Origin of the sequence: Phycicoccus avicenniae (assembly GCF_018139485.1) — a bacterium.
In the GTDB taxonomy this organism is placed as follows: domain Bacteria; phylum Actinomycetota; class Actinomycetes; order Actinomycetales; family Dermatophilaceae; genus Phycicoccus; species Phycicoccus avicenniae.
Genome location: NZ_JAGSNF010000003.1, coordinates 186,644 through 200,654 on the forward strand (window position 1 = coordinate 186,644; position 14,011 = coordinate 200,654).

Here is a 14,011-nt window from a genome sequence, read left to right on the forward strand (position 1 = left end):
TCTCACTTCCTCGCCGAGTCCGCGCTGAGGCGGTTCGGCGTGCTCGTGCTGCTCGTGGCGGCGCGGGCCTTCTTGACCCGCGGCGCCGTGTCGCTGACCGCGGGGACCTGCCCGGCCGCACGGGCGGCCTTGAGGGAGTCCTTCGCGGCCTTGACGACGACCTCCGGCGTGAACCCGAACTCACGGAAGAGTGTTCCCGCGTCGGCGGACGCGCCGTAGTGCTCGATGCTCACGCACCGGCCGGAGTCGCCGACGAGGTCGTGCCAGCCCATCGCGACACCGGCCTCGATGCTCACCCGGGCCTTGACGTCCGGCGGGAGCACCTTGTTCTGGTAGCTGCGCGACTGCTCCTCGAACCACTCCCGGCAGGGCATCGACACGACGCGCGTGCGGATCCGTGCCTTCTCCAGGCGCTCGCGCGCCTCGAGGGCGAGGGAGACCTCGGAGCCGGTCGCGACGAGGACGACGTCCGGGGACTCGTCGCCGTCCTTCCCACCGTCGACGAGCACGTAGGCGCCCTTGCGCACCCCGCTCGCCTTCGCGTGCGTCGTGCGGTCGATCGTCGGCAGGTTCTGCCGGGAGAGCGCGAACCCGGCGGTCCGGTGCCGGCGCAGCACCTCGGCCCACGCCTCGGCGGTCTCGTTGGCGTCCGCCGGGCGCACGACGTCGAGCCGGGGGATGGCCCGCAGCGAGGCGAGGTGCTCGATCGGCTGGTGGGTGGGGCCGTCCTCCCCGACACCGATCGAGTCGTGCGTCCACACGAACGTCACGGGGAGCTCCTGGATGGCCGCGAGCCGCACGGCCGGGCGCATGTAGTCGGAGAAGACGAGGAACGTGCCGCCGTAGGGGCGGGTCAGCCCTTCGAGCGCGATGCCGTTGAGGATCATCCCCATGGCGTTCTCGCGGATGCCGAAGTGCAGGGTGCGGCCGTACGGACCGCCCTGGAACATCTCGGTCTGCTTGCCGGTGGGGACGAAGGACTCGACGCCCTCCATCGTCGTGTTGTTCGACCCGGCGAGGTCCGCCGACCCGCCCCACAGCTCGGGCAGGGTGTCGGCGAGCGCGCCGAGCACCGTCCCGGAGGCGGCTCGGGTCGCGAGGCCCTTCTCGTCGGGCTCGAACGTCGGGATCGCCTTGACGAAGCCGTCAGGGAGCTCGCCGGAGGTGAGCCGGTCCAGGAGCGCCGACTCCTCGGGGTGACCCTTGCGCCACGCGGCGTAGCCCTTGTCCCAGTCGCGGTGGGCGGCCTTGCCGCGCTTCTTCACCTCGCGGGTGTGCGCCAGGACCTCCTTCTCGACCTGGAAGGACTTGCCGGGCTCGAAGCCGAGGAGCTCCTTGGTGGCCTTGACCTCGTCGTCGCCGAGGGCCGACCCGTGCGCCTTGCCCGTGCCGCGGGCCGACGGCGCCGGCCAGGCGATGACGGTGTGCAGCCGCACGAGGGTGGGGCGCTTGCCCGGGCGGCGGCTCTTCTGCAGCGCCGCGAGGAGGGCGTCCACGTCCTCGGTGTAGTCGTCGGTCCCGGCGGGGTCGGAGGACTGGCGCCAGTCGACGTCGACGACGTCCCAGCCGTAGGCCTCGAAGCGCTTCGCGACGTCCTCGCTGAAGGAGATGTCGGTGTCGTCCTCGATGGAGATCTGGTTGGCGTCGTAGACGACGGTGAGGTTGTCCAGCTCCTGGTGCCCGGCGAGCGAGCACGCCTCCGACGCGACGCCCTCCATGAGGTCCCCGTCCGAGGCGAGCACCCACACGTGGTGGTCGAAGGGGCTCTCGCCGGCCTTGGCGTCGGGGTCGAGCATCCCGCGCTGACGGCGCTGGGCCATCGCCATGCCGACGGCGGAGGCGAGACCCGAGCCGAGCGGGCCGGTCGTGATCTCGACGCCGGGGGTGTGGTGGACCTCGGGGTGCCCGGGGGTCAGCGACTCCCACGTCCGCAGGGCCTTGAGGTCCTTGAGCTCGAGGCCGTAGCCGGACAGGTAGAGCTGCACGTACTGGGTGAGCGAGGAGTGCCCGCACGAGAGGACGAACCGGTCCCGGCCGAGCCACGTGGGGTCCGCGGGGTCGTGCCGCATGACCTGCTGGAAGAGGAGGTAGGCGACGGGGGCCAGGCTCATCGCCGTGCCCGGGTGGCCGTTGCCCTTGTGCTGGACGGCGTCGGCGGCGAGGACCCGGGCGGTGTCGACGGCGCGGACGTCGAGGTCGCTCCAGCCGGCCTTCTTGGCGACGGGGCGGGTCAGGGCGGACGAGCGCGCGGCGACGGCGCCGGCGGAGCGGGTGCGGGTGCTGGGGGACAAGGTGTACCTCTTTCGCGGGAGACCTTCGGCGGACGCCCGCCGGAACGCGGTGGCGGCCGTCCTTTCAGCTTCTCCGACCACCCTAGACCCGGGGCGTGTGCGCACGTCGGGGGCGGTCGCGGGGCAGACCGCGGGGCGCGGCTAGAATCGCCGTGCACTTGCACTCCGACTCGTGAGGACGACGTGTCCAGCACCTCCCTGCCGACCGCGGCGGCACCCGCCGTGCCGCCGGTCCGTCGGAGCCGGGTCGCCGCGTTCGTCGCCCTGACCAAGCCGCGCATCATCGAGCTCCTGCTCGTCACCACGGTCCCGGTCATGTTCCTCGCCGAGCGCGGGGTCCCCTCGCTCTGGCTGCTCGCCGCGACCCTCGTCGGCGGCGTCCTGAGCGCCGGGGCGGCGAACACGTTCAACTCCGTGTACGACCGCGACATCGACGGCCTCATGCACCGCACGAGCACCCGGCCGATGGTGACCGGCGAGGTGGGTGTCCGCGAGGCGCTCGTCTTCGGCGGCGTCCTCACGGTCGTCTCGACGGTGTGGTTCGCCCTCGTCGTCAACGTCGTCTCGGCGCTGCTCTCGCTCGCGGCGATCGCGCTCTACGCCGTCTTCTACACGGTGCTCCTCAAGCGGCGGACGGCGCAGAACATCGTGTGGGGCGGGGTCGCCGGCTGCATGCCGACCCTCATCGGCTGGTCCGCGGTGACCGGCACCGTCGGGTGGCCGGCCGTGGTGCTCTTCCTCGTCATCTTCTTCTGGACCCCGCCGCACTACTGGCCCCTGTCGATGGCCTTCCGCGACGACTACGCCTCCGCCGAGGTGCCGATGCTCCCGGTCGAGCGGGGTCCGGTCGCCGTCGGCCGCCAGGTCGTCCTCTACTCGTGGGTCATGGTCGCGACGTCCCTCGTCCTCGTGCCGGTCGCGGGGATGGGGTGGGTCTACACCGCCGCTGCCGTCGCCGCGGGCGTCCTCTTCGTCGCCGAGGCGCACCGGCTGCTCGGCGCCGCCAAGCGGGGCGTCACGGGGCACGCCCTCAAGCCGATGCGGCTGTTCCACTACTCGATCACCTACGTGACCGTCGTCTTCCTCGCCGTCGCGGTCGACCCGCTGCTGCTGGTCCCGCTCGCCGGCTGAGGGCCCTCGTGCCGGTCGCCGGAGGACCGGTGACGGCGGCGGTCAGGCGGGGACGCCGGCGCCGGACTCGGCCCGCTCGGGTACCGGCAGGGGAGCGACCGGTCGGGTCTCGAGGACGGCCCACGTGGCGGCCGCGACGACGGCGGCGGAGCCCACGAGGTGGACCGCGACGAGGGCGACCGGCAGGCCGGTGAAGTACTGGACGTAGCCGACGACGCCCTGGGCGAGCTCGACCGCCAGCAGGGCCGTGACCGCGGTCCGCGCCGCCGAGCGGCGCACGAGCAGCCACAGCGCGACGGTGACGCCGACGAGCAGGTAGACGCTCACGGCGTGGACACGGCTCACGAGCTCGGGGTCCAGCCCGTTCCGGGGCACGTCGGCGTCGCCGGCGTGCGGGCCGCTGCCGGTGACGACGGTCCCGAGGTAGACCGCGACCCAGGTGAGGACGAGTGCCACCAGGGCGAGCGGCGCCGCCCGCGGGGGGACGGGGCCGCGGGACCGGTCCGAGACGCGCAGGACGAGCCACGTCGAGAGCGAGACGAGGACGAGCGAGAGCACGAGGTGCAGCGCGACGATCCACGGGTTGAGGTCCATGAGGACGGTGATGCCCCCGATGACGGCCTGGAACGGGATGCCGACGGCGATGACCGCCGTGTGGACCCGCAGCGAGCGGGAGGTCCGCGACCAGCGCCACACGGCGACGAGCGTGCCGATCACCACGGCGACGAGCACGTAGGTGAGGAGCCGGTTGCCGAACTCGACGGCCCCGTGCAGGCCGAGCTCGCGGTGCGGGACGAAGGACTCCGGGGTGCACCGCGGCCACGTCGGGCAGCCGAGCCCCGACCCGGTGAGCCGGACGAGGCCGCCGGTGAGGATGATGACGGTGTTGGCGACGAGGTTCGCCCACGCCCAGCGGCGGAGCGTCCGCGTCGAGACCTCGTCGGGCAGGAGGGACACGCTCACCGGGTCATCGTACGTCGGGGGCGACCGGTCACCCCGACCACCTGAACCACCGCACGGCGCCCGCGGTGCCCGCGGTGCCCCAGACGAGGAGCACGACCCACGGCCCCCAGGGCCAGGCACCGTCGACGAGGGCGGCCCGCACCGCGTCACCGAGGGCGCCGGACGGCAGCGCCGCGGCGAGCGCGGACAGCGGCCCGGGCAGGGACGAGGTCGGCAGCAGCAGGCCGAGCCCGAGGAGCAGGACCCAGACGAGGTTGGCCACGGCGAGGACCCCCTCGGCCCGGACCGTCCCGGCGAGGAGCAGAGCGAGCGCGGCGAAGGACCCGGCCCCGAGGAGCAGCGTGAGGAGCGCGGGGAGGAGGCCGGCGGGCTGCGGGCGCCAGCCGAGGGCGAGCCCGAGGGCGCCGAGGACGGCGACCTGGACGGCGAGCACCGCGAGGACGGCGAGGGCCTTGCCCCCGAGCAGGCCGCCCCGGCCGAGCGGCGTCGTCCCCAGGAGCCGGAGCACGCCCGCCCGACGGTCGAAGCCGGTCGCGATCGCCTGCCCGGTGAACGCGGTCGAGACGACCGCGAGGGCGAGCGCCCCGGCCGTGGCGACGTCCACGCGACAGGCGGCGCCGAGGTCGGGCACCGACGCCAGGGTGAGCCCGACGAGGGCCAGGGCCGGCAGCACGAGCGAGACGAGCAGCTGCTCGCCGTTGCCGAGCAGCATGCGGGCCTCGAACGCGGCCTGGGCCCGTACCCGGGCCCCGGGCGGGACCGGGCGCGTCATCGCGGTGGCCCCTCGGTGAGCCGGAAGTAGGTCGTCTCGAGGCCTTCTGTGCCGGCGACGTCGGCCACCGTCCCCGCGGCCACGACCCGGCCGCCGGCGAGGACGACGACACCGTCCGCGACCCGCTCGGCCTCCTCGAAGGAGTGGGTCGTGAGGACGACGCCGACGCCGCGGTCGGCCTCCTCGCGCACGAGCCGCCACACCTCACGCCGGCCGTGCGGGTCGAGCCCGGCGCTCGGCTCGTCGAGGAGCAGGACGTCGGGGCGACCGACGAGCGCCGCCGCGAGGGCGATCCGCTGGCGCTGGCCGCCGGACATCCGGCGGACGGTCGTGCGGGCGAAGCCGTCGATCCCGAGGCGGCGGGCCAGGTCCTCGACCGGCCAGGGGTCCCGGTGCAGCGCGGCGAGGTGGTGCAGGAGGGGGAGCGGGCGGGACGTCGTCGGCAGCCCCCCGTCCTGCAGCATGACCCCGACGCGGGCGCGGTGGCCGGCGTCGGCGTGCCAGGGGTCGGTCCCGAGCACCCGCACCGTGCCGGAGCCGGGACGGTCGAGGCCGACGAGGCAGTCGACGGTCGTCGACTTGCCGGCCCCGTTCGGGCCGAGGACGGCCGTGACGGCCCCGAGAGGTGCCTCCCAGGAGGCGCCGTCGAGCGCGGTGACCGGGCCGAAGACGCGGCGCACGTCACGCACCACCACCGCGTCGGTCATGGCGCGACATCCTAGGCTGGTCCGCATGCCGAGCATCGACCGGGAGGCCGTGCCCGCGACCGCCGTCGCCGCCGCGCCGAGCGCCCTCGCCCTCCTCTCCGGCCGGCCCCGGCTGGCCGCCCTCCTCGCGGTGGCACCGCTCGCCGTCGCGGCCTTCTTCCGAGACCCGGAGCGGGGCCCGGACCGCCGCGAGGTCACCCCCGACGTCGTCGTGTCCCCGGCCGACGGACGGGTCGTCCACGCCGGTCCCGGCCAGGACGGCGTCGCGCCCGCGGGGGACTGGCTGCAGGTGAGCATCTTCCTCTCGGCGTTCGACGTCCACGTCAACCGGGCCCCCTACGGCGGTCGGGTCACCGAGGTCGTGCGGCGCCCCGGGCGGTGGCTCGCGGCCTACCGGCACGAGAGCGCCCACCTCAACGAGCGCTCGGACCTCACCGTCGAGCGCGAGGTCGACGGCCAGGTCCGGACCGTGCACTTCCGCCAGGTCGTCGGTCTCATGGCCCGTCGGGTCGTCACCCGGGTCGTCGCCGGCGACACGGTGCGCACGGGGGAGCGGATCGGCCTCATGAAGTTCGGGTCACGGATGGACGTGTTCGTCCCGACGGCCTGCGAGATCGCCGTCGCGCGGGGGCAGCGGGTGGTCGCCGGAGAGACGGTGCTCGCGCGGTGGCCGTCGGACCGCCGGTGAGCCGGCGACCGACCGACGACCGGGGGCCGACCGACGGCCGGGCCGGCGGACGCCGCTTCCTCGACCGGTGGCGGCTGGTGTCCCCGAGCGGCGCGGAGGTGGTCTCGCTGCGCCAGCTGCCGCGCCGCGAGCGGGCCCGGCTGCTCGCCCCGAGCGCCCTGACGACGGCGAACATGATGAGCGGCTTCACGTCGGTGCTGCTCGCGTTCGAGGAGCGGTTCACCGCGGCGGCGCTGCTCGTCGTCCTCGCCATCGCCCTCGACATCGCCGACGGGTTCGTCGCCCGGCGGGTCGGGGCGACGTCGCCGTTCGGGCTCCAGCTCGACTCGCTCGCCGACCTCGTGTCCTTCGGTCTCGCCCCGGCGGTGCTCGTCCACCTCTGGGCGCTCGACGAGTGGCCCTTCCTGTCCTGGGCCGTGGCCTTCCTGTGGCTGGCGTGCGCCGCCTTCCGCCTCGCGCGCTTCAACGTCACGATCGACCCGACGGCCGACAAGCGGTACTTCGTCGGCCTCCCGTCCCCGGGGGCGGCGAGCGTCGTCATCGCGACGATCCTCGCCCTGGAGTCGCCCCTGTGGGGTCCGGGCGAGGGGCCGTGGCGGGCCTGGTTCCCGCTCCTCGTGAGCGTCGTCCCCGCCCTCCTCATGGTCGTCACGGTCCGCTTCCGCTCCTTCCGCAGCCTGCTCTCGCCCCGTGGCGGCCGGGCCCGGGCCGGGGCGGGGGCCGTCCTGCTCGCGGTCGCGGTCGGCCTCCTCGCGTCCCCCGGGCTCACGCTCGTCGTCGTCGCGTACGGCTACGTCCTCACCGCCCCGCTCGGGGTGCTCACCGCACCGGTGCGCGAGCGGCTGTTCGGCGCGGACGCCGTCGCCCCGCCACGGCGCCGGCTGCCGTCGGTGCTGCTCCCGATCGACGCGGACGACGCGGTCGACGACCCCTCGGCGGGTTAGGGGAGCCTTGCTTGGTGCCGCGCGCGGCATTTACCTAACATGAGTGTGTGGTTAATACCGACACCCCGACCCAGGAGTCGCGCACCCGCGACCGGGTGCTGCGTGTCGTGAGCCAGCAGGGCCCGGTGAGCATTGCCGCGCTGACGACCGTCCTCGGGGTCACCGAGACCGCCGTCCGTCGGCACGTCGACTCCCTCCACACCGACGGGCTCGTCGAGCCCCGGGAGGTCGGCGGTCCCCGCCGCCGCGGCCGCCCCGCGAAGGCGTGGGTCGTCTCGTCGGCCGGCCACCGCGCCCTGAGCGCCGACTACGACGACCTCGCGGGGGAGGCATTGCGCTTCCTGCGCCGCACCGCGGGCCCGGACGCCGTCCAGGCCTTCGCGGAGGAGCGGATGGCCGGCCTCGAGCAGCGCATCGCCGAGGAGCTCGCGACGAGCCCCGACGACCCCGCCGAGCGCGCCGAGGCCCTCGTCCGCGCGCTCACCGCCGAGGGCTACTCCGCCTCGGCCCGTCCGGTGGGAACACCGGACGCCCCGCACGCGCTCACCGGAGTGCAGCTGTGCCAGGGCCACTGCCCGGTGCAGCACGTCGCGAGCGAGTTCCCGGAGCTGTGTGAGGCCGAGACGGAGGCGTTCTCCCGCCTCCTCGGCGTCCACGTCCAGCGCCTGGCGACCCTCGCCCACGGCGACCACGTCTGCACCACGTTCGTCCCGACCCCGACCACCGAGAGGCCATCGCGATGACGAGCCACATCGAAGAGCTCAACCCGGGTCTGAAGGACCTCGGCCGCTACGAGTACGGCTGGGCCGACAGCGACACCGCCGGCGCGTCCGCGCGGCGCGGCCTGTCCGAGGACGTCGTCACCGACATCTCGGACCGCAAGGCCGAGCCGCAGTGGATGAAGGACCTGCGGACGAAGTCGCTGCGGCTGTTCGGCAAGAAGCCGATGCCCAGCTGGGGGAGCGACCTCAGCGGGATCGACTTCCAGAACATCAAGTACTTCGTGAAGTCCACCGAGAAGCAGGCCACCTCGTGGGAGGACCTGCCCGAGGACATCAAGGCGACGTACGACAAGCTCGGCATCCCGGAGGCGGAGAAGCAGCGCCTCGTCGCGGGTGTCGCGGCGCAGTACGAGTCGGAGGTCGTCTACCACCAGATCCGCGAGGACCTGGAGGAGAAGGGCGTCATCTTCGTCGACACCGACACCGGTCTGCGCGAGCACGAGGACCTCTTCCGCGAGTACTTCGCGAGCGTCATCCCCGCCGGCGACAACAAGTTCGCCGCGCTCAACACGGCCGTGTGGTCCGGTGGCTCGTTCATCTACGTCCCGCCGGGCGTCCACGTCGACATCCCGCTCCAGGCCTACTTCCGGATCAACACCGAGAACATGGGTCAGTTCGAGCGGACGCTGATCATCGCCGACGAGGGCTCGTCCGTGCACTACGTCGAGGGCTGCACCGCGCCGATCTACAAGTCCGACAGCCTGCACAGCGCCGTCGTCGAGATCGTCGTGAAGAAGAACGCCCGCGTGCGCTACACGACGATCCAGAACTGGTCGAACAACGTGTACAACCTCGTCACGAAGCGCGCCACCTGCGAGGAGGGCGCGACGATGGAGTGGATCGACGGCAACATCGGCTCCAAGGTGACGATGAAGTACCCGGCCGTCTTCCTCCTCGGCGAGCACGCCAAGGGCGAGACCCTGTCCATCGCCTTCGCCGGCGAGGGCCAGCACCAGGACGCCGGGTCGAAGATGGTCCACGCGGCCCCGAACACCTCGTCCTCGATCGTCAGCAAGTCCGTCGCCCGCGGCGGGGGTCGCACGTCGTACCGCGGCCTCGTCCAGGTCATGGAGGGGGCGCACGGCTCGAAGAGCTCCGTCGTCTGCGACGCGCTGCTCGTCGACACGATCAGCCGGTCCGACACCTACCCGTACGTCGACATCCGCGAGGACGACGTCCAGATGGGCCACGAGGCCACGGTCTCGAAGGTGTCCGAGGACCAGATGTTCTACCTCATGTCCCGCGGTCTGTCCGAGGAGGAGGCGATGGCGATGATCGTGCGCGGCTTCGTCGAGCCCATCGCCAAGGAGCTCCCGATGGAGTACGCCCTCGAGCTGAACCGCCTCATCGAGCTGCAGATGGAAGGAGCGGTCGGCTGATGAGCCTGCTGACCCAGACCCCCACCCAGGGGGAGCACACCCACAGCGCGGCGACGATGGTCCCCGACGCCTCCCGGGCCGAGCGGGTCTCCTCGTTCGACGTCGCAGCCTTCGTGGTCCCCACCGGGCGCGAGGAGGAGTGGCGCTTCACGCCGGTCGACCGGCTCGGCACGTTCTTCCGGGACGAGGCCACCGGTGCCCACCTCGACTGGACCGAGACCCTGCCCGAGGGCGTCACGACGTCGACGATCTCCGTCGCCGACTGGCAGGCCCTCGGGGTCCCGACGCCGCAGGACCGTGCGGCGGCCGTCGCCGCCGCGCACAGCGGCGGGGTCGGCGTCGTCGACGTCCCGGCCGAGGCCGAGCTCACCGAGCCGGTCCGGATCCGGCTCACCGGCTCCGAGCAGGACCTCGTCCACGGGCACCTCCTCGTGCGGGTCGGCCGCTTCGCGAAGGCGACGGTCGTCCTCGAGCACACCGGGGTGGCCGACTACTCGGAGATGCTCACCGTGCTCACCGGCGACGGTGCCGACGTCACCGTCGTGTCCGTCCAGGAGTGGGACGACCGCAGCCACCACCTCGCCCAGCACGACGTCGTCGTCGGTCGGGACGCCAGGGTCCGGCACATCGCCGTGACGCTCGGCGGCGGGGTCGTCCGGGTGAACACGAACGCGTCCTACGCCGGTCCCGGCGGGTCCTTCGAGGGCCTCGGGGTCTACTTCTCCGACGCCGGCCAGCACCTCGAGCACCGGCTCTTCGTCGACCACGAGGCGCCGCACTGCAGGAGCAACGTCGAGTACAAGGGCGCCCTCCAGGGCGAGACCGCCCGGACCGTCTGGGTCGGTGACGTCCTCATCCGTGCCGCGGCCGAGGGCACCGACACCTACGAGCTGAACCGCAACCTCATCCTCACCGACGGCGCCCGTGCCGACTCGGTGCCGAACCTCGAGATCGAGACCGGGGAGATCGAGGGTGCGGGCCACGCGTCCGCCACCGGTCGCTTCGACGACGAGCAGCTGTTCTACCTCATGGCGCGGGGGATCCGGGAGGACGAGGCCCGCCGCCTCGTCGTGCGCGGGTTCTTCGCCTCCGTCGTCGCCCGGATCGGCGTCCCCGAGGTGCAGGAGCACCTCATGGAGGCCATCGAGCGCGAGCTCGCCGGGGAGGCCGCCGCGTGAGCGAGCAGCTGACCGAGCAGGGCTTCGTCCGGGTCTGCCGGCTCGACGAGCTCCCCGCGACGGGGGCCGCCGCGGCCGACATCCACGGCCGCCGGGTGGCGCTGGTGCGGACCGAGGACGGCGGCGTGCACTGCGTCGACGACACGTGCACGCACGCGAACGTCTCGCTGTCCGAGGGCGAGCTCGACGGCTGCACCCTCGAGTGCTGGCTGCACGGCTCCCGCTTCGACCTGCTCACCGGCGAGCCCTCCGGGCCGCCGGCCACCGTCCCGATCGTCGTCCACACCGTCCGAACCGAGGGTGACGAGGTCTTCGTCGCCCTCTCCGAGGAGAGCTGAGCTTCATGTCCACCCTTGAGATCAAGGACCTCCACGTCAGCGTCGACACCGAGGAGGGCGCCAAGGAGATCCTCCGCGGCGTCACGCTGACCATCAACAGCGGCGAGACGCACGCCATCATGGGGCCGAACGGCTCCGGCAAGTCGACCCTCGCCTACTCCATCGCCGGCCACCCGAAGTACACGGTCACCTCCGGCTCGGTGACCCTCGACGGCGAGGACGTCCTCGAGATGTCCGTCGACGAGCGGGCTCGCGCCGGGCTGTTCCTCGCGATGCAGTACCCCGTCGAGGTCCCCGGCGTCACCGTGTCCAACTTCCTGCGCACGGCGAAGACCGCGGTCGACGGCGAGGCCCCGAAGCTGCGGCACTGGGTCAAGGACGTCAAGGACGCCATGGGCAACCTGCGCATGGACCCCGCCTTCGCCGAGCGCAACGTCAACGAGGGCTTCTCCGGTGGCGAGAAGAAGCGCCACGAGATCCTCCAGATGGAGCTGCTGAAGCCCAAGATGGCCGTCCTCGACGAGACCGACTCCGGTCTGGACGTCGACGCCCTGCGCGTCGTGTCCGAGGGCGTCAACCGGGTCAAGGAGGGCACCGACGTCGGCGTCCTGCTCATCACCCACTACACGCGCATCCTGCGGTACATCACCCCGGACCACGTCCACGTGTTCGTCGACGGCCGGATCGCCGAGCAGGGCGGCGCCGAGCTCGCCGACCGCCTCGAGGCCGAGGGCTACGACCGCTTCCTCCCCGCGGGCGCCGGGGCCTGATGTCCGCGGCCCCCTTCACCGACGAGGAGTCGGCCCGCCTCCGGGCCGACTTCCCGATCCTGTCGCGCACCGTGCGCGGGGGGCACCCGCTCGTCTACCTCGACTCCGGGGCCACCTCGCACAAGCCGACGGTCGTCCTCGACGCGGAGCGCCGGTTCTACGAGCACACGAACGCCGCCGTCCACCGGGGCGCCCACCAGCTCTCCGAGGAGGGCACCGACGCCTACGAGTCGGCCCGCGCCACGATCGCGCGCTTCGTCGGGGCCTCGGCCGACGAGGTCGTCTTCACCCGCAACGCGACCGAGGCCCTCAACCTCGTCGCGTACGCCTTCAGCAACGGCGCGGCCGGCGGCGGCGGCGGCCGCGGTGACCGGTTCTGCCTCGCCCCTGGCGACGAGGTGCTCGTCACCGAGATGGAGCACCACGCGAACCTCGTCCCGTGGCAGGAGCTGTGCCGGCGGACCGGCGCGACGTTGCGCTGGGTGCCGGTCACGCCCGAGGGCAAGCTCGACCTCGAGCACCTCGACAGCGTCCTCACCGAGCGGACGAAGGTCTTCGCCTTCACCCACGTGTCCAACGTCCTCGGCACCCTCAACCCGGTCCACGAGCTCGTCGAGCGGGCGCACGCCGTCGGGGCCCTCGCGGTCCTCGACGCCTGCCAGTCGGTCCCGCACCTGCCGGTCGACGTGCGTGACCTCGGCGTCGACCTCATGGCGTACTCCGGGCACAAGATGTTCGGCCCGCTCGGGGTCGGCGTCCTCTGGGGCCGCCCCGAGCTGCTCGACGAGATGCCGGTGTTCCTCACCGGCGGCTCGATGATCGAGACGGTGACGATGGAGGGCTCGACGTACGCACCGGTGCCGCAGAAGTTCGAGGCCGGGGTGCCCGTCGCGGCCCAGGCCGTCGGGCTGGCCGCGGCGTGCGACTACCTCACCGCCCTCGGGATGGACCGCGTCCATGCCCACGAGCAGATGCTCACGGAGCGGATGGTCCGCGGGCTCGGCGAGCGCTCGTGGGTCACCGTCCTCGGGCCGGCCGACCTGCGCGACCGCGGCGGCGCCGTCGCCTTCGCCGTCGAGGGCGTCCACCCGCACGACGTCGGGCAGGTCCTCGACGACCGCGGCGTCGAGGTGCGCGTCGGCCACCACTGCGCGTGGCCGCTGCACCGGGCGCTGCGGGTGCCGGCGAGCACCCGGGCGTCGTTCGCGGCCTACACGACCCCCGCCGAGGTCGACGCGCTGCTCGAGGCGCTCGACCGCGTCCCCGCGCTCTTCGGGCTGGAGGTGCCCGCCTGATGGACCTCTACCAGGAGCTCATCCTCGACCACTACAAGAACCCGGTGCGCGCCGGGCTTCGCGACCCCTTCGAGGGTCAGTCGCACCAGGTGAACCCGACGTGCGGCGACGAGGTGACCCTCCGCGTGCACCTCGTCGGCACCGGTGCGGACGCCGTCGTCGAGGACGTCTCGTACGACTCGATGGGCTGCTCGATCAGCGTCGCCTCCGCCTCGATCCTCGCCGAGGAGGTCACCGGAGGGACCGTGTCCCACGCCCGGGAGACCTACGAGGCGATGCGCGCCATGCTCACGAGCAAGGGGGAGGACCCCGGCGACGAGGAGGCGATCGGCGACGGCGTCGCCCTCGCCGGCGTCGCGAAGTACCCCGCCCGGGTGAAGTGCGCCCTGCTGTCGTGGGCCGCCTTCACCGACGCCCTGTACCAGGCCGAAGGAGCACAGAAGTGACCGACACCGCCACCCCCGCCAACGTCGCGGACGTCGAGGAGGCCCTGCGCGACGTCGTCGACCCCGAGCTCGGGATCAACGTCGTCGACCTCGGCCTCCTGTACGGCGTCACCGTCGACCCGCAGAACCACGCCGTCATCGACATGACGCTGACGTCCGCGGCCTGCCCGCTCACCGACGTCATCGAGGACCAGGTGCAGCAGACGCTCGAGGGCGTCGTCGCCTCGCACCGGATCAACTGGGTCTGGATGCCGCCGTGGGGTCCGGACAAGATCACCGACGACGGCCGCGAGCAGCTGCGCGCGCTGGGCTTCAACATCTGAGCGG

At 73.0% G+C, this 14,011-nt stretch carries 15 protein-coding genes; 11 read left to right on the forward strand and 4 right to left on the reverse strand.

What is annotated here, in order from left to right; translation table 11 throughout:
• Window positions 1–2 precede the first annotated feature (2 nt).
• Window positions 3–2,291, reverse strand: a complete 2,289-nt coding sequence (tkt, locus tag KC207_RS02805; protein ID WP_211601382.1) for a transketolase — start codon at window positions 2,289–2,291, stop codon at window positions 3–5.
• Between the two features lie 183 nt (window positions 2,292–2,474).
• Between tkt and KC207_RS02810 the strand changes: the two genes are divergently transcribed.
• Window positions 2,475–3,422: a heme o synthase gene (locus tag KC207_RS02810; protein WP_437179116.1), complete on the forward strand. Its 948-nt coding sequence runs from the start codon at window positions 2,475–2,477 to the stop codon at window positions 3,420–3,422.
• Between the two features lie 42 nt (window positions 3,423–3,464).
• On the opposite strand, the gene KC207_RS02815 is transcribed toward KC207_RS02810, so the two are convergent.
• Genes KC207_RS02815 through KC207_RS02825 form a run of 3 tightly spaced genes read right to left on the reverse strand, consistent with a single transcriptional unit; the run spans window position 3,465 to window position 5,864 of the window.
• Window positions 3,465–4,385, reverse strand: a complete 921-nt coding sequence (locus KC207_RS02815; protein WP_211601383.1) for a COX15/CtaA family protein — start codon at window positions 4,383–4,385, stop codon at window positions 3,465–3,467.
• A 28-nt stretch (window positions 4,386–4,413) separates the two neighbouring features.
• Window positions 4,414–5,157, reverse strand: coding sequence for an ABC transporter permease (locus KC207_RS02820; protein ID WP_211601384.1), 744 nt, complete (start codon window positions 5,155–5,157; stop codon window positions 4,414–4,416).
• A complete protein-coding gene (locus KC207_RS02825; RefSeq protein WP_211601385.1) occupies window positions 5,154–5,864 on the reverse strand; it encodes an ABC transporter ATP-binding protein in 711 nt (236 codons plus the stop codon). The genes KC207_RS02820 and KC207_RS02825 overlap by 4 nt, the downstream gene beginning before the upstream one ends.
• Window positions 5,865–5,889: 25 nt before the next feature.
• Between KC207_RS02825 and KC207_RS02830 the strand changes: the two genes are divergently transcribed.
• From KC207_RS02830 to KC207_RS02875, 10 genes are read left to right on the forward strand one after another with little or no spacing between them, the layout of a single operon-like run.
• The gene (locus tag KC207_RS02830) at window positions 5,890–6,552 is read left to right on the forward strand and encodes a phosphatidylserine decarboxylase (protein WP_211601386.1); all 663 of its coding nucleotides are present in this window, start codon (window positions 5,890–5,892) and stop codon (window positions 6,550–6,552) included.
• Window positions 6,549–7,496 (forward strand): CDP-diacylglycerol--serine O-phosphatidyltransferase, encoded by a 948-nt coding sequence (gene pssA, locus KC207_RS02835; protein ID WP_211601387.1) that lies wholly within the window; start codon window positions 6,549–6,551, stop codon window positions 7,494–7,496. Before KC207_RS02830 ends, pssA begins: the two co-directional genes overlap by 4 nt.
• A gap of 47 nt (window positions 7,497–7,543) precedes the next feature.
• On the forward strand, window positions 7,544–8,239 hold the full coding sequence (locus tag KC207_RS02840; protein ID WP_211601388.1) for a helix-turn-helix transcriptional regulator: 696 nt from the start codon (window positions 7,544–7,546) through the stop codon (window positions 8,237–8,239).
• Entirely contained in the window at window positions 8,236–9,657 is a 1,422-nt protein-coding gene (gene sufB / locus KC207_RS02845; protein WP_211601389.1) for a Fe-S cluster assembly protein SufB, read from the forward strand. The genes KC207_RS02840 and sufB overlap by 4 nt, the downstream gene beginning before the upstream one ends.
• Window positions 9,657–10,835, forward strand: a complete 1,179-nt coding sequence (gene sufD, locus KC207_RS02850; protein ID WP_211601390.1) for a Fe-S cluster assembly protein SufD — start codon at window positions 9,657–9,659, stop codon at window positions 10,833–10,835. Before sufB ends, sufD begins: the two co-directional genes overlap by 1 nt.
• Window positions 10,832–11,173: a non-heme iron oxygenase ferredoxin subunit gene (locus KC207_RS02855; protein ID WP_249138513.1), complete on the forward strand. Its 342-nt coding sequence runs from the start codon at window positions 10,832–10,834 to the stop codon at window positions 11,171–11,173. Before sufD ends, KC207_RS02855 begins: the two co-directional genes overlap by 4 nt.
• A 5-nt stretch (window positions 11,174–11,178) precedes the next feature.
• The gene (gene sufC / locus KC207_RS02860; protein ID WP_211601391.1) at window positions 11,179–11,943 is read left to right on the forward strand and encodes a Fe-S cluster assembly ATPase SufC; all 765 of its coding nucleotides are present in this window, start codon (window positions 11,179–11,181) and stop codon (window positions 11,941–11,943) included.
• The gene (locus tag KC207_RS02865; RefSeq protein ID WP_211601392.1) at window positions 11,943–13,238 is read left to right on the forward strand and encodes a SufS family cysteine desulfurase; all 1,296 of its coding nucleotides are present in this window, start codon (window positions 11,943–11,945) and stop codon (window positions 13,236–13,238) included. Before sufC ends, KC207_RS02865 begins: the two co-directional genes overlap by 1 nt.
• Complete coding sequence (gene sufU / locus KC207_RS02870) at window positions 13,238–13,684, forward strand: Fe-S cluster assembly sulfur transfer protein SufU (RefSeq protein WP_211601393.1); 447 nt, start codon at window positions 13,238–13,240, stop codon at window positions 13,682–13,684. The genes KC207_RS02865 and sufU overlap by 1 nt, the downstream gene beginning before the upstream one ends.
• Window positions 13,681–14,007: a metal-sulfur cluster assembly factor gene (locus KC207_RS02875; protein WP_211601394.1), complete on the forward strand. Its 327-nt coding sequence runs from the start codon at window positions 13,681–13,683 to the stop codon at window positions 14,005–14,007. Before sufU ends, KC207_RS02875 begins: the two co-directional genes overlap by 4 nt.
• The last annotated feature ends 4 nt before the right edge of the window (window positions 14,008–14,011 follow it).

What these genes read in the sequence shown, in the direction of transcription:
- KC207_RS02820 (WP_211601384.1), bottom strand. Translation starts at nt 5,157, where the DNA reads ATGACGCGCCCGGTCCCGCCCGGGGCCCGGGTACGGGCCCAGGCCGCG.
- KC207_RS02825 (WP_211601385.1), bottom strand. Translation starts at nt 5,864, where the DNA reads ATGACCGACGCGGTGGTGGTGCGTGACGTGCGCCGCGTCTTCGGCCCG.
- KC207_RS02830 (WP_211601386.1), top strand. Translation starts at nt 5,890, where the DNA reads ATGCCGAGCATCGACCGGGAGGCCGTGCCCGCGACCGCCGTCGCCGCC.
- sufB (WP_211601389.1), top strand. Translation starts at nt 8,236, where the DNA reads ATGACGAGCCACATCGAAGAGCTCAACCCGGGTCTGAAGGACCTCGGC.
- sufD (WP_211601390.1), top strand. Translation starts at nt 9,657, where the DNA reads ATGAGCCTGCTGACCCAGACCCCCACCCAGGGGGAGCACACCCACAGC.
- sufC (WP_211601391.1), top strand. Translation starts at nt 11,179, where the DNA reads ATGTCCACCCTTGAGATCAAGGACCTCCACGTCAGCGTCGACACCGAG.
- KC207_RS02865 (WP_211601392.1), top strand. Translation starts at nt 11,943, where the DNA reads ATGTCCGCGGCCCCCTTCACCGACGAGGAGTCGGCCCGCCTCCGGGCC.
- sufU (WP_211601393.1), top strand. Translation starts at nt 13,238, where the DNA reads ATGGACCTCTACCAGGAGCTCATCCTCGACCACTACAAGAACCCGGTG.